Source organism: Arthrobacter sp. AFG7.2 (genome assembly GCF_002892835.1).
In the GTDB taxonomy this organism is placed as follows: Bacteria; Actinomycetota; Actinomycetes; order Actinomycetales; family Micrococcaceae; genus Arthrobacter.
On sequence record NZ_PJMB01000001.1, the window covers coordinates 205974 to 218766 of the forward strand.

General features: G+C 60.8%; 16 protein-coding genes. 3 read left to right on the forward strand and 13 right to left on the reverse strand.

Annotated features, from left to right (window positions below):
* Positions 1-8 precede the first annotated feature (8 nt).
* A complete protein-coding gene (gene rfbA, locus CXX84_RS00970) occupies positions 9-890 on the forward strand; it encodes a glucose-1-phosphate thymidylyltransferase RfbA (protein ID WP_102974866.1) in 882 nt (293 codons plus the stop codon).
* A gap of 3 nt (positions 891-893) precedes the next feature.
* Here the strand turns inward: rfbA and smpB are convergent, their stop codons facing one another.
* From smpB to CXX84_RS01030, 12 genes are all read right to left on the reverse strand, one after another.
* Positions 894-1367, reverse strand: a complete 474-nt coding sequence (gene smpB / locus CXX84_RS00975) for an SsrA-binding protein SmpB (RefSeq protein WP_050054575.1) — start codon at positions 1365-1367, stop codon at positions 894-896.
* Positions 1368-1451: 84 nt separating this feature from the next.
* The gene (locus CXX84_RS00980; protein WP_102974867.1) at positions 1452-2930 is read right to left on the reverse strand and encodes a peptidoglycan DD-metalloendopeptidase family protein; all 1479 of its coding nucleotides are present in this window, start codon (positions 2928-2930) and stop codon (positions 1452-1454) included.
* Positions 2931-2956: 26 nt separating this feature from the next.
* Positions 2957-3871, reverse strand: a complete 915-nt coding sequence (gene ftsX, locus CXX84_RS00985) for a permease-like cell division protein FtsX (protein ID WP_102974868.1) — start codon at positions 3869-3871, stop codon at positions 2957-2959.
* Complete coding sequence (gene ftsE / locus CXX84_RS00990) at positions 3868-4647, reverse strand: cell division ATP-binding protein FtsE (protein ID WP_102974869.1); 780 nt, start codon at positions 4645-4647, stop codon at positions 3868-3870. The genes ftsX and ftsE overlap by 4 nt, the downstream gene beginning before the upstream one ends.
* Before the next feature lie 179 nt (positions 4648-4826).
* The gene (gene prfB, locus CXX84_RS00995) at positions 4827-5942 is read right to left on the reverse strand and encodes a peptide chain release factor 2 (protein WP_102974870.1); all 1116 of its coding nucleotides are present in this window, start codon (positions 5940-5942) and stop codon (positions 4827-4829) included.
* 82 nt (positions 5943-6024) lie between these two features.
* Positions 6025-6438 (reverse strand): pilus assembly protein TadG-related protein, encoded by a 414-nt coding sequence (locus CXX84_RS01000; RefSeq protein WP_102975329.1) that lies wholly within the window; start codon positions 6436-6438, stop codon positions 6025-6027.
* Between the two features lie 29 nt (positions 6439-6467).
* A complete protein-coding gene (locus tag CXX84_RS01005) occupies positions 6468-6860 on the reverse strand; it encodes a hypothetical protein (RefSeq protein WP_189337447.1) in 393 nt (130 codons plus the stop codon).
* Between the two features lie 109 nt (positions 6861-6969).
* A complete protein-coding gene (locus CXX84_RS01010) occupies positions 6970-7386 on the reverse strand; it encodes a TadE family protein (RefSeq protein WP_102974872.1) in 417 nt (138 codons plus the stop codon).
* 3 nt (positions 7387-7389) lie between these two features.
* A complete protein-coding gene (locus CXX84_RS01015; RefSeq protein WP_102974873.1) occupies positions 7390-7611 on the reverse strand; it encodes a hypothetical protein in 222 nt (73 codons plus the stop codon).
* A gap of 68 nt (positions 7612-7679) precedes the next feature.
* Positions 7680-8621: a type II secretion system F family protein gene (locus CXX84_RS01020; RefSeq protein WP_102974874.1), complete on the reverse strand. Its 942-nt coding sequence runs from the start codon at positions 8619-8621 to the stop codon at positions 7680-7682.
* The gene (locus tag CXX84_RS01025) at positions 8618-9475 is read right to left on the reverse strand and encodes a type II secretion system F family protein (protein ID WP_102974875.1); all 858 of its coding nucleotides are present in this window, start codon (positions 9473-9475) and stop codon (positions 8618-8620) included. Before CXX84_RS01025 ends, CXX84_RS01020 begins: the two co-directional genes overlap by 4 nt.
* Positions 9472-10578 (reverse strand): CpaF family protein, encoded by a 1107-nt coding sequence (locus CXX84_RS01030; protein ID WP_411266181.1) that lies wholly within the window; start codon positions 10576-10578, stop codon positions 9472-9474. Before CXX84_RS01030 ends, CXX84_RS01025 begins: the two co-directional genes overlap by 4 nt.
* 29 nt (positions 10579-10607) lie before the next feature.
* Between CXX84_RS01030 and CXX84_RS01035 the strand changes: the two genes are divergently transcribed.
* Both CXX84_RS01035 and CXX84_RS01040 read left to right on the forward strand, forming a co-directional pair.
* Positions 10608-11081 carry a DUF6416 domain-containing protein gene (locus CXX84_RS01035; RefSeq protein ID WP_102974877.1) on the forward strand — a complete coding sequence of 158 codons (474 nt, stop codon included), beginning with the start codon at positions 10608-10610 and terminating at the stop codon, positions 11079-11081.
* 130 nt (positions 11082-11211) lie between these two features.
* A complete protein-coding gene (locus tag CXX84_RS01040) occupies positions 11212-11751 on the forward strand; it encodes a hypothetical protein (RefSeq protein ID WP_146031802.1) in 540 nt (179 codons plus the stop codon).
* Positions 11752-11838: 87 nt separating this feature from the next.
* Here the strand turns inward: CXX84_RS01040 and CXX84_RS01045 are convergent, their stop codons facing one another.
* Entirely contained in the window at positions 11839-12702 is an 864-nt protein-coding gene (locus CXX84_RS01045; RefSeq protein WP_102974879.1) for a DUF3800 domain-containing protein, read from the reverse strand.
* Between the last annotated feature and the right edge of the window lie 91 nt (positions 12703-12793).

A 12793-nucleotide genomic window follows, 5' to 3' on the forward strand; every position in this document is an offset into this window, starting at 1 on the left:
CTATCCCTATGCGCGGAATTATCCTCGCCGGGGGAACCGGCTCACGTCTTCATCCAATTACCCTTGGTATCAGCAAGCAACTGGTACCGGTATATGACAAGCCAATGATCTACTACCCGCTGTCAACCCTTATGTTGGCGGGCATCCAGGACATCCTGATAATAACGACGCCTCATGATGCCGATCAGTTCCAGCGCCTCCTGGGAGACGGAAGCCAGTTCGGAATCAACATCACCTACACCCAGCAGCCGTCTCCTGATGGGCTGGCCCAAGCTTTCATCCTCGGGGCGGAGTTCATAGGCGACGGCCCCGTTGCACTTGTTCTTGGCGACAACATCTTTTACGGGCAGGGGCTGGGAACGCAGCTCAGGCGCTTTGAGAACATCGACGGCGGGTCCATCTTTGGTTACCGCGTAGTAGATCCCTCTGCCTACGGCGTTGTGGAATTTGATTCTGCGGGCAAGGCGATCTCCTTGGAAGAAAAGCCCGCGGCACCCAAGAGCCATTACGCGGTTCCCGGCCTGTACTTTTATGACAACGATGTAGTAGACATCGCACGCAACCTGCAACCCTCGGCACGCGGCGAGCTTGAGATAACAGACGTCAACCGCGTCTACCTGGACCGTGGCAAGCTCCAGGTTGAGATACTTCCGCGCGGTACAGCCTGGCTGGACACGGGGACCTTCGCTGACCTCAATGACGCTTCCGACTTTGTTCGGACCGTACAGCGCAGGCAGGGGCTTTCCATCGGATGCCCGGAAGAAATCGGCTGGAGGCTCGGTTTCCTTAGCGACGACGAGCTCCAGGCGCGAGCTCACACTCTGGCCAAGGGAGGATACGGCCAGTACTTGCTCGATCTGCTTGCAGCTGGGGGAAAGAAGGCAACCTAACCCCTAGCGGCGGCGGTTGCGCTCCCGCATTTCCCGCTGTGCCTCACGATTGTCCTGCTGCTCGCGGAGGGTCTGGCGCTTGTCGTACTCGCGCTTGCCGCGGGCGACACCGATCTCCACCTTGGCGCGGCCGTCCACGAAGTACAGCTGCAGCGGCACGATGGTGTAGCCCGATTCGCGCACTTTGTGGGAGATCTTGATGAGTTCCTCACGGTGCAGCAGCAGCTTGCGCCGGCGGCGGGCCGCATGGTTGGTCCAGCTTCCCTGGTTGTACTCAGGAATATGGATGGCTTCCATCCACAGCTCGTCGTTGTAGAAGGTGCAGAAGCCGTCCACCATCGAGGCGTGGCCCTCCCGCAGCGACTTCACTTCGGTGCCCATCAGCGCGATTCCAGCCTCGTAGGTATCCAGCACGTGGTAGTCGTGCCGGGCCTTGCGGTTGGTGGCCACCACTTTACGGCCACTTTCTTTGGGCAAGGGAAAGCTCCTCAGTTCAAGTCGGATGTCCGCCGGGCCATCCGGCGCAGCGTCATACCAGTGTACGGCAGGGCGGGAACGCTGCTACAGCAGCCGCATCGGATCCATAGGGTTGCCGTTCAACCAGGTTTCGAAGTGGGAGTGGCAGCCGGTGGAGTTGCCCGTGTTACCCGAGTAAGCGATTAGCTGTCCCTGCGAAACCCGCTGGCCGTTGGAGACCACGATGCTGGCATTGTGGTAGTAGATCGTGTTCAGGGTGTTGCCCTGCATCAGGCCGTGGGAGATTTTCACCCTCCAGCCGCCTCCGTCAGCGGAGCTCCAGCCGGAGCCGAAGACCTCTCCTGCTGCCGCAGCATAGACGGGTGTGCCACAGGACGCACCGAAATCCAAGCCCGTGTGCATGTAGCCGCCCTGACCATAGAAGTCGATAGTGCCGGGCGGAGTTGCACGCCAGCCGAATCCTGACGTAATGGGGACGCCGCCGTCAAAGGGGCTCCGGAGACCAAAGGCCGACGGCGATCCGACCGACGGCGCAGCCGGCGCAGGCGGTACGTAAGGTTGCACGGGCGGGGCTGGCTGGTTACGAGCCGCCGCCGCTGCTGCTGCAGCAGCAGCGGCGGCTTCCGCCTGCCGGCGGTGCTCTGCGGCGGCGGCTTCCGCCAGCCGGCGCTGCTCCGCTTCCCAGGCTTCACGCAGCCGCCGGTCGCGCTCCTCGATTTCAGCCGCAACCGCGTTCTGACTCGCCTGGACGCCTGCCAGCTGCGACTGGATACCCGGCTTGGCTGCCTGGAGTTCCGCGTCAAGGCGGGTTGTGTCGGCTATCAGCTTGTCAACCTGCTCCTTCTTTGCCGCCGCTTCATCGCGTGCCGCTTTTTCGCGCTCCAGAGCCGCATCGGCTTTGACCTTGAGGTCCTTAATTTCTGCCTCCACCGCCTGGAGGCGAGCTTCAGAATTCACGTTCGTTGCGCTCTGCTGCGACAGCTTGTCCATTGCGGCGTTCTGGCTTCGCATGGCCTGGTCCGCGAGGTCCATGGTTTCGGTCAGGCTGCCGCCGTTATTTGACCCGAAGAAAAGAGACAGGTTTGACGGCACGCCACCGGACTTGTACGCCTGCGTGGCGATTTGGCCTATTAGTTTCTTGGTATCGGCGATCTTCTGCTTGTCCGACTCAAGTTGCTGCGTAATTTTGGCCTTGTTCTGCTGAGCCATATCCACCCGGGCGGAGAGCGCCTCAACTTCCTTGACGGCCCCGGCCACACGGCCCTGAGCCTCAAGGAGGGCCTGCTGGGCGCCCGGAAGCTGGCCCTGGTAGATCACCAGGTCGCCGGCTGCCTTGGCGATTCGCGAATCAACAAATTCCAAAGACTGCTGGACTCGCGATGCCTCTGCCTCCAGTGCCTTCTGCCTGTCTTCGAGCTCGCCGGCGAAAGCCACGGGAGTGGAGGACGCCAGTCCAGCGGCAAGGACAACCGCCAGCACGCCGCTCAGGAGGCTGGTGCGGGGCGCAGCATTGCGCCCGCGGTTTCGCCGGGAGGGGGGAGAATCTTTGGCCGTTGAATTCATGGGCATTCCTTGTTCGGTTTGCATACCTAGACGCGAAGATATCTGCGCAAGGTCAAGAGAGACGAAATTCCAGCCAAGGATGCCCCAAGGATTAGCAGAGCAGGAATGAGTATCAGGGTCTGGCCGGAGGATATAAAGGCGGTATCCGGGTACTGCTGGGACATGAATTCGCCGAGGAAAAAGTGTGCCACGGCCCAAAGCGTGGCTGACGCCAGGGCCGCGCCAATGACCGCCGCGATAACGCCCTCAAGAATGAAGGGCAGCTGGATGACTGTTTTTGAAGCGCCCACCAGGCGCATGATGCCCGTTTCACGGCGCCGGCTGAATGCCGAGAGCCTGATGGTGGTGGCAATGAGCAGGATGGCGCAAACAATCATCACGCCGGCGATGCTGACTGCGACGAGGGAAGCGCCGTTCATCACCGAGAAAAGGCGCTCAAGCAGCTGGCGCTGGTCGATGACGGTCTCCACTCCGGGCTGGGAGGAGAAGGTCTCGCTGATGATCTGGTACTTTTCCGGGTCCTTCATGTTGATCCGGAACGATGCCGGCAGTTGGTCAGGGGTGACCGAATCAACGATGGGCGAGTTCGAGAACTGATCCTTGAAGTGCTTGTAGGCCTCGTCCTTCGACTCGAACTGGAAGTCGTTGACATACTGCGACACGGCGGGCGACTCAAGCAGTGCGTTGAGGCTCCCCTGTTGTTCGGCGGTGACCGGACCGCTCGCGCAACCTGCCGCCGTCGACCCCTCACTGCAGAGGAAGATGGCGACCTGGACTTTGTCGTACCAGTAGCCCTTCATCTGGTTGATCTGCATCTGCAGCATTCCTGCTGCTCCCACGAAGGTCAACGAGACGAAGGTGACCAGGATAACGGAGACCACCATCGAGAGGTTGCGGCGGAGGCCGCTGCCAATTTCGCCAAGGATGAATGCGAGCCTCATCGCTGCCCCTCGCCCTCGCCGCGCAGTTCCGCATCGGGGTTCTCCCTGCCGCTGGCGTCCTTAAGCCTGCGGGACTGGCCTACGACCGGAATCATCGATGTGTACAGCGCCTTTGCCTCGTCGCGGATGACGATGCCGTTTTTGAGCTCCACCACGCGCTTGCGCATCTCGTTGACGATGTCGTCGTCGTGCGTTGCCATCACGACGGTAGTTCCGTTTTGGTTGATCTTGTCCAGGATGCCCATGATGCCCATCGACGTGGTCGGGTCCAGGTTTCCGGTGGGCTCGTCGGCGAGGAGGATTCCGGGTCGGTTGACGACGGCGCGGGCGATGGCCACTCGCTGCTGCTCACCGCCGGAGAGTTCATGCGGCATGCGGTGCTCTTTGCCTTCAAGCCCGACGGTTTTCAGGACTTCCGGGACGGTGTCGCGGATGACGCTCCGGCTCTTGCCGATGACCTGCATGGCGAAGGCTACGTTTGCGAAGACGTTTTTTTGGGGAAGGAGCCGGAAGTCCTGGAACACGACGCCGATTCCGCGGCGAAGCCGTGGCACCCGCCAGCTGGAAATCTTGGCGACATTCTGGCCGGCGACGTAGACAGCGCCGGAGGTTGCCCGGTCTTCCTTGAGGACGAGCCGGAGGAACGTGGATTTGCCGGATCCGGATGCGCCGACCAGGAAGGTAAACTCGCCGCGGTCAATCTCAAGGTTGACGGAGTCCAGCGCAGGCCGGGCTTTCTGGTCGTAGACCTTGGTGACATTTTCGAATCGGATCATGGCCCTAAGTACCCTGCAGGCATGGCTGATTCTGATGCAGCCCAGTTCTGCAGCCGGTGCGCGGGTTTCGTTTGGGGAAATAGGGCCCCGGCCCCTCGACTATACGCAGGAGCCAGCGCGTTTCACACCAGTATCAGGGGCGTGTCGCGCGATCCGACGGGCGCAGCCGCTTCTGCGCCTTATTTCTCCGCGTTGCGGTTATCAGTGCGCCAGCGGATTCCGGCGTCGATAAAGTCATCAATTTCGCCGTCGAACACTGCGGAGGTATTGCCCACCTCGTGCTCCGTCCGCAGGTCCTTGACCATCTGGTAAGGATTGAGGACGTAGGACCGCATCTGGTCGCCCCATGACGCCTTGACGTCGCCCGCCAGCGCCTTCTTTTCGGCGTCTTCCTGTTCCTTCTTCAACAGCAGGAGCCTGGACTGGAGGACGCGCATAGCGGCAGCGCGGTTCTGCAACTGCGACTTTTCGTTCTGCATGGAGACCACAGTCCCCGTGGGAATGTGGGTCAGGCGAACGGCAGAGTCCGTGGTGTTGACCGATTGGCCGCCCGGGCCCGAGGAGCGGAACACGTCCACACGGATCTCGTTATCCGGAATCTCGATCGAGTCAGTCTGCTCGATCAGCGGGATGACCTCGACGGCGGCGAAGGACGTCTGGCGCCTTCCCTGGTTGTCGAAGGGGCTGATCCTGACGAGCCTGTGGGTGCCGGCCTCTACACTGAGGGTTCCGAAAGCGTAGGGCGCCTTTACCTCGAAGGTTGCAGACTTCAGGCCCGCTTCCTCGGCGTAGGAGGTGTCCATGATGGTGGTGGGGTAACCGTGACGCTCTGCCCAGCGAAGGTACATCCGCATCAGCATTTCGGCGAAGTCGGCAGCGTCCACTCCGCCGGCTCCTGCCCGGATGGAGACGACAGCTTCCCGCTCGTCGTACTCGCCGGACAGCAGGGTCACCACTTCCAGTTCCTTCAGGGCCTTCTTGATGGATTCCAGTTCCGAAGCCGCCTCCCCCATTGAAGCGGCATCGTCCTCATCCTGTCCCAGTTCCACCAGGACTTCGAGGTCATCGATTCTTGAGGCCAGGTTGTCGAGACGCTCAAGCTCGGACTGCCGGTGGGACAGCCTGGAGGTGATTTTTTGCGCCGCTGCGGGGTCATCCCATAGGTCCGGCTCGCCTGCCCGCTCGCTTAGCTCGGCGATGTCTTCCTTCAGCGTTTCTACGTCAGAGACTCGTTCAATCGATTCGTAGGTGGCGCGAAGAGCGCGGATTTCAGCGGAAAAATCAATATTGGCCATGGTGGATTAAGCCTACGCTATCCGGCATCAGGCTCTGGCGGGCCACCGTTCAGCGTGCCTGAGGTGGCGCTGCCGGGCACAGTCAGCGCGTTAAGCGCGAGCGCGCCGTCGAGGTCGCTTCGATCCTGATGCCGTCCGGCACCAGGAAATTGACGACGGGAGGATGGACTGCGGCTGTCAATACTACGACGGCGGTGGCACCGTCGGGGCTGCCTGTGGCGCTTGTGACGGCGAGCCCGTTGAAGCGTTGGGCAGCGGGGCTGCTTGAGACGAAGTCGGCGGCGACGTTCCGGACGCGGGCAGGGTTCAGGGTTGCTGATGGGCTGCCGCGCTGAGTATCTACCTCACCGAGCGTATAGCTGTCCGCGGCCGCTAAAGAGGCGCCGTCCGCCAGTGAAAGCAGCCGCTTATGCTCCAGGTAAACGGATGAAATGCCAATGACCACAGTTGTGACCAGCAGGGCCAGGGTCACGTAGCCGAGAATCATCACCATCATCTGGCCGGTCTCGTCCTTTATCCTTGCGGTCACCGGAACCGGCCCACCAGTTGCGTTGATGATGCTTCCACCTCACTGGCTGCGAGGCGAAAGCTGTCACTGAAAGGCACAAAGGGAAGGGGCACGGTAAGGCTCACCGTGATGGTGACGGCGGTCCCCGGCGCTTGGCAGTCTGTTGGGTAACAGGTCGTTGCAATGGTGGCCTCGTCCGGCCGGTGCCCGAAATCGGCAAGCGCGATGGAGACGGCTTGCTCAGCTGCGGCTTGAGCGGTGGACCCGTCAGGCTGGGCGACGTAGACCTTGGCGGCCTGGTCCGCTGCTCCCACTACCGCGAAAGAGCCGCCCTGAATCTGTCCCACGGTGATGACGAAGTAGACCAACGGAACCATGAGCAGGAGGCCGAGCAAGATGAACTCGACCACGGCGCTCCCCTGTTCGTGTTCCTGCGTGTTTTTTGGCACTTTCGCCGTTGGTGACAGTCCCGGGCAGAAGGCCTCGGCGAACCTGCCTCTAAGGAGAAGCTCGGGGACCCTACGGCTGCACGGCAGCATGCCCCCTCACCTCCAGCAGATCCCGCGGGCCGATGAGGCCGATGACCGGCATGGGCGCTCGGACTGTCACTTCCAGGGTTCGAAGACCTTCAACAGTCGCTTCGCTGGTGCTCACCTGTTCGGCAAAACCTGGGCTGAGGGCCGTCGCTATCAGGTTGCGCGTCCGCTCCTCGGCGTCGACGGCGCTTCGGTCGGCGAGGGCCCCGTAGCGGGCCCCCGACGCTGCGGCATCAATCAGCGTATTGCGGACGTGCAGGATCAGGGTCAGCTGGATGATGGCCAGGAAAAACATCGTGAGGAGTCCGCCCACCAGGACAAAATCCACGACTGCCGAGCCCTGCTCTCCTGTCCCGCTCTGGCCATGTTGCTTGCGGAGCGGGTGAGAGGACCTCGACACCAGTCAGCTTCCGACCGTATCCATAGCCTGGTTGAACATGGACTCTAGTGCCGGTCCGGCGAGTGCCAGCAGTGCCGCTACCAACACAGCGGACATTAAGGTGATCATGACCCAACCCGGCACGTCGCCCCGTTCGGGATTGTCGTCGCCGCTTGGGACTCCTGCCCACAAAGCAGTACCGAGTGCAATAAGCAGTGCTGCAAAGCGGTTTCCCTTGTTTTTCATATCCCGTCCTCTTCCTGATTCGGTTCTTTGAACTTCTTGTTTTCTGGTTCGACGATGTGCGGCGCGTCCTAGAGTCCGAGGTTTATGGCGGCAACCCCAGGAAAAACGGCAAACACTACAGTCAGCGGGAGTACGCCAAAAACAAGAGGAACCATCATGGCAATCTCTTTCTTTCCCGCGGCCTCCATAAGGTCCCGCTTGGCCGTATCCCGAACGTCCTGCGCCTGGGCGCGGAGTACGTCCGCTAACGGTGTCCCGCGCTCGACGGCGACAATGATCCCGTCAACGAACCTGACCAGTGGCGCCAAGTCTGTTCGCGAGGAAAACTCCTGCAGGGCCTGCACCAGAGGCTTTCCCGCACGGGTTTCGGCAAGGATGCTGGAAAACTCCCTGGTGAGTTCGCCCTTGGCACTGCGGCAGACTCTGTCCAGTGCCCCTGTGGCGCTCTCCCCTGCGCTGACGGCCAGCGCCATGAGCTCTGCCAGGCTTGGAAACTCGGCCATCATCCGTTCCTCGCGCCGTCTGACCTGCACGCCGAGCCAGTAGTCACGCAGCATGAAGCCGCCCACCGCGCTGCCCACGACCGCGACAGCACCGAGCAGCGGGCTGAACCGGCCTCCTGCTGCTCCCAGGAAGACAAAGCCAAGAGAAAGGACAAAGCCCGCGGCTGCCCACAGAAGCTGCTCTGCCCGGAAGTCGATGGACGTCTTCTTGATTCCTGCTTGTGCCAGTCGTCGTGATGTTGCGCCCGGTGAGGGGTTCATCCTGCCGAGCGCCGTGACGACGTCGCGGGAGATTGGGCGCAGTATTCTTTCAAGGGGTCCGAAGGGCGTTGAACTGTGCTCGCCCGCGCTCAATAGCCTCGATCCGAGGTTCTGGGATTTGAGCTGCGGCTCAATACGTTGCGTCAGCGTGGTCGCACGCATTACCGGGGATCTGAAAATGACGAGCCAGAAGCCACAGCCCATAACTATGCCGCAGGCAACAGCGGCAGGCGATATGTCCATCATCGCAGCACCCGCTCGTCCTGGGGCAAGGCCCCGATCCTCAGCATGATGGAGTAGCAGACCAGTGAAACCACAAGGCCTCCGAGCAGGACGGCGGCACCCACCGCTGTGTTGTATGCCTGTACCGCTTCCGGTCTTGTCGCCAGCAAGATCATGACAATCCAGGGGGCCGCGACCGCAAGGCGGGCCGCGTTAATAGTCCAGGACTGCCTTGCCTCAAGTTCGCTGCGGGTGCGGGCGCTTTCGCGCAGGAACTCAGCCAGCGTTCCCAGCAGCTTCCCCAAGTCCGAACCCCCGACTTCGCGGGTAAGGCGCAGGGCCTCGACGATGCGGTCGGCAACGGGGTCCGCGAGCCGGTGTTTGAGTTTGTTGAGCGACGCATCAAACTGTCCTCCGGCCCGGTAATCGGCACCAAACTCGCGAAACACGTACCGAAGCTCCTCAGGGCCTTTGTCCCCCAACTGAATGAGAGCCTCTGGCAGCGGCAGGCCGGCGCGTATGGCGGAACGGAGATGATCAACGACGTCTGGCCACAGTTGGCGCAACAGCGCGCTTCTCTTTCTTGCCCGCCAACGCAGGATACTGACGGGGAGCCAGGCGGCGAACAGCCCGAAGCAGCCTGCTATGGGCCAGGAACGGCTGATGGTGTAAAACACCAACACCACGAAAAGTCCGAGCCCAACGCAGGTTCCCACCAGGCCGCCCGTAGATACCTTGTCGACACCGGCGGAGGCGAGGAGATCAGCCAAGCGGCTGACCTTCTTCTCTCTGGGGCCTTGTTCGGGTGTTTCCCAAAAGGACCACCAAACCAAAAAAAGACCCGTCCCTGCCGTTAGCCCCAGCAGTGCCGACGTCATCGCGGATCCAGCAGCGCAGCGACGTCGTACCCTGCCCGGCTGAACTTTTCTGCGGCAGGCATCGAATTGGCCCTCGCTTGCAGGATTCCTTCTGCCATCGTGAAGACCGGGGAGGACTCTATGATGCCGTTCTCCACCCGACGGCCCAGGGAGAGGATCTCCGTCACTTCCCTGCGTCCATTCGGGTGCCGGCTGCAGTGAACTACCAGGTCGATGCAGGAGGCGACGGTGGGGACAACGAAGGCTGAGGAGATATTTTCGCCCGCAAGCAGGGGCAGGGTGCAGATCTTGGTGACAGCATCGTGAGCTGAGTTCGCATGGACGGTACACATCCCAGGAAGGCCACTATTTAAGGCGATGAGCATGTCCAGGCTTTCCGCCTCCCGGACCTCCCCCACCACCAGCCGGTCAGGCCGCATCCGGAGGGCTTCCTTGACCAACCTTCGAAGTGGAATTTCCCCCTCCCCCTCAAGATTGGGCTGGCGGCACTGAAGGCCTACGACGTCGCGCAGCGGAAACTGCAGCTCAAAGATTTCCTCAACGGTGATGACGCGTTCCCTGCTGCCGATACTGGCGGCGAGGCAGTTGAGCATGGTCGTCTTGCCGGCCTGGGTGGCACCAGAAACCAGGATGTTGAGCCCGCTTGATACCGCAGCGCCAAGGAACCGGGCTGACTGAGGAGTCAGGGTTCCCAACTCCACAAGGTGGTCGAGCCGGCTCGCCTTTACGACGAACTTCCTGATGTTCACGGCCCAGTGCTTGCGGGTTACATCCGGGATCACCACATGGAGCCTTGAACCGTCAGGGAGCGCAGCGTCCACGAAGGGCGAGGACATGTCCAACCGCCGCCCAGAGCTCTTCAGCATCCTCTCGACCAGGTCCCGAACCTGCTGCTCGGTGAGGCTAAGGGAAGTGAGTTCGGATTCGCCGTTGCGTGCCACAAAGATTTCGTTGGGGGAAGTATTACGAAAAACGTTGCTTTCATGACGACGCACCCCGAAGAGGCGATGTACAGCGCAGCTCAGTTTGGGAAAGTAAAAAGCAAGCCAGACTAAGTAGACAGAAAGTAAAAGCTGCTTCATAGTTGTGTTAGACGGAGACATAGAGCCTCCAACTGCACAAGGAGAATGCAATGCCCGACATCACTGTTCCCGTCCCCGACGACCGGGTTCCGGAGTTTTACCAGTTTTTCGGAATGTGGCTCGGAGGCTCGTCGGCTCTTCCTGGTGGCACTATTCAGACCTTCCCAGAGGATTCGAAAGAAGCGGGCAAGCGCAGGCACTGGACTGGGTTGGACGAGGACCGGGAGGATGCTGAGAAGTTATGGTCCAAGTTGACCAGCCGCGCGAAGGGCTTATACAACCTCATGATCGACGCGCCGGGAATCAAGTTCACTGGGGATCAGATCGCCAAGGAGCTGAACATCGCCAACGGTGCGAGCGGCGTCCGCGGTGTACTCGCCTGGCCGGGCCGGTACTGCTGGAATATGAACCGACGGTTGCCCCAGCGCTGGAAGGATGGCGAGGACGGTGCTCCGTCCGCGTACTGGATGGAGCCTGACGTCGCGGCGCTGTTCAAAGCGGTGCGCGCTGACCTCGACGGCTGAAAGGTAACGTCTCTCTGGCTCCTGGCCCGAGCACCTTCGGGGGCAGGGCCCCTCCGCCCCCACCGCGGACACGTGCAGGCACGCCGACCCACAATTCGAACTCATGGCTTACCAGCGGTAACCTCAGGCAGTGAAAACTGCAATTCGCGTGGAAATCGTAGGTCCGTGGTGGAACGACCTGCTGCCCATAGTGGCGATCGTGCTATCGCTAGGCACGCTCATCTGGACAATTTGGGACAAAAACCGGTCCTTGGCCCGGGTCACGGCCAAGACTGACGGCCTCAGTTGGCCTTACCTCGATGAAGCAGATGCCAACGGCAGCAAGGGCTTCGTCAATATCGCCGTGAAGAACGAGGGGCGTGTTGATTCCACTGTCATTTCATCCATCATCATGGAAATACCCATGGAAAAGAGCAAGCGGCCAATCATGCTGGTGCAACCTGCTACGTCAAGCCATGACCTCCCGCAAAAGATTGAACCTGGCGCGACGTTCGTCTTCGGGTTTGATCTGGAGCAGATTGCACGAGCGACTCGAGGCGACATGTCCTACTTAAAGAGAATCAGGTGCAAGGTCCGCTCAGGTCACGGTGACGTAAACCTGCCATTGCAACGGGATACACGCGAGTACATCGCGCATTTCGCCCCTGAGTGGAAAGCTGCCGAAATGTAGGCATGGTATGCTCACAGCCTGACCGGGAGGGGTTCTTCGGCCCCGTGGCTCACGCTAACGTGAGCCCCCGGTTTCCTACTTTCAATGTCACCCGTTCTCTGGGAGTTCGGTAAAGATCCAGTCGGGCGAACCATCCCAATGCCAGTTGATATGCCTCCCCGTCGACTGCATCTCGTACTCATGGACCAAACGGTCACCGTTGGGCCAAGGTACGGGTTGTACGGGTGGAGTCAGACACTGACCCTTTGGGTAGAGTTTGATGCCGTACCGATCGCGCTGGCCGTGTACGTGCCGGACGCGCGGCCAGATGACTCGGAGATAGCCAGGATCCTGGTGGTTCAGATACCGTCCAATTGCTCCGGCTATCAGGTCGGCGATTTGCACTCCAATGCTCTCATCCGACGGCATAAACGAGATCGTGTCGATCAGGCGTCCGAACTGCATAAACGCAGAGCCGCCCCGGGTTGCCGCACGCAGCGCTTTGTCGTCTGCTTGCTCTTCATCCATCACAATCAGGCCAGAGGTGTTGTAGGCCGCACAGTCCATGTTGATACGCTCAAGCAACGGATGGAGCCCGTGTTCTATGGGCTTTCTGTTGCCGAAGATGCTCGGCTGGTGGACCGCAACTGCCAGAACCCTTGCCGTCGGCGTACGCAGCGCCTCCCGTAAGCAGGCATACACAAGAGCCCGCCGCTTTTCCCTAACAGTTATGCCCTCACGGATCATCCAGTGGGGCTTGTTGCTTTTGTTGTCAGAGTTGCGTCCGACATGGTTGAACTTCAACTCATGCGGGTGCTGCATCCGAAAACCAAAACCGTTGGCGGCACGGCGGACATTCGCCTGTAGGACGTGCACTTGGTCGGCATCAATTCCGAAGCCACCCATCACCAAGTAAGGAGCATTCGGATCCTTGCCACGGTCCCCCGAATCGTCGAAGTAGTAGATCCGCAACCCGTTTGACCTCCGTACCGTTCCAGACCACCAGCAACTAGGAGGTCAAACGGCCCCGCCACGAAGAGGAACCGCAGTACTGAGCATAAGG

What these genes read in the sequence shown, in the direction of transcription:
- rfbA (WP_102974866.1), top strand. Translation starts at nt 9, where the DNA reads ATGCGCGGAATTATCCTCGCCGGGGGAACCGGCTCACGTCTTCATCCA.
- CXX84_RS00980 (WP_102974867.1), bottom strand. Translation starts at nt 2,930, where the DNA reads ATGAATTCAACGGCCAAAGATTCTCCCCCCTCCCGGCGAAACCGCGGG.
- ftsX (WP_102974868.1), bottom strand. Translation starts at nt 3,871, where the DNA reads ATGAGGCTCGCATTCATCCTTGGCGAAATTGGCAGCGGCCTCCGCCGC.
- ftsE (WP_102974869.1), bottom strand. Translation starts at nt 4,647, where the DNA reads ATGATCCGATTCGAAAATGTCACCAAGGTCTACGACCAGAAAGCCCGG.
- prfB (WP_102974870.1), bottom strand. Translation starts at nt 5,942, where the DNA reads ATGGCCAATATTGATTTTTCCGCTGAAATCCGCGCTCTTCGCGCCACC.
- CXX84_RS01000 (WP_102975329.1), bottom strand. Translation starts at nt 6,438, where the DNA reads ATGATGGTGATGATTCTCGGCTACGTGACCCTGGCCCTGCTGGTCACA.
- CXX84_RS01015 (WP_102974873.1), bottom strand. Translation starts at nt 7,611, where the DNA reads ATGAAAAACAAGGGAAACCGCTTTGCAGCACTGCTTATTGCACTCGGT.
- CXX84_RS01020 (WP_102974874.1), bottom strand. Translation starts at nt 8,621, where the DNA reads ATGATGGACATATCGCCTGCCGCTGTTGCCTGCGGCATAGTTATGGGC.
- CXX84_RS01025 (WP_102974875.1), bottom strand. Translation starts at nt 9,475, where the DNA reads ATGACGTCGGCACTGCTGGGGCTAACGGCAGGGACGGGTCTTTTTTTG.
- CXX84_RS01030 (WP_411266181.1), bottom strand. Translation starts at nt 10,578, where the DNA reads ATGTCTCCGTCTAACACAACTATGAAGCAGCTTTTACTTTCTGTCTAC.
- CXX84_RS01035 (WP_102974877.1), top strand. Translation starts at nt 10,608, where the DNA reads ATGCCCGACATCACTGTTCCCGTCCCCGACGACCGGGTTCCGGAGTTT.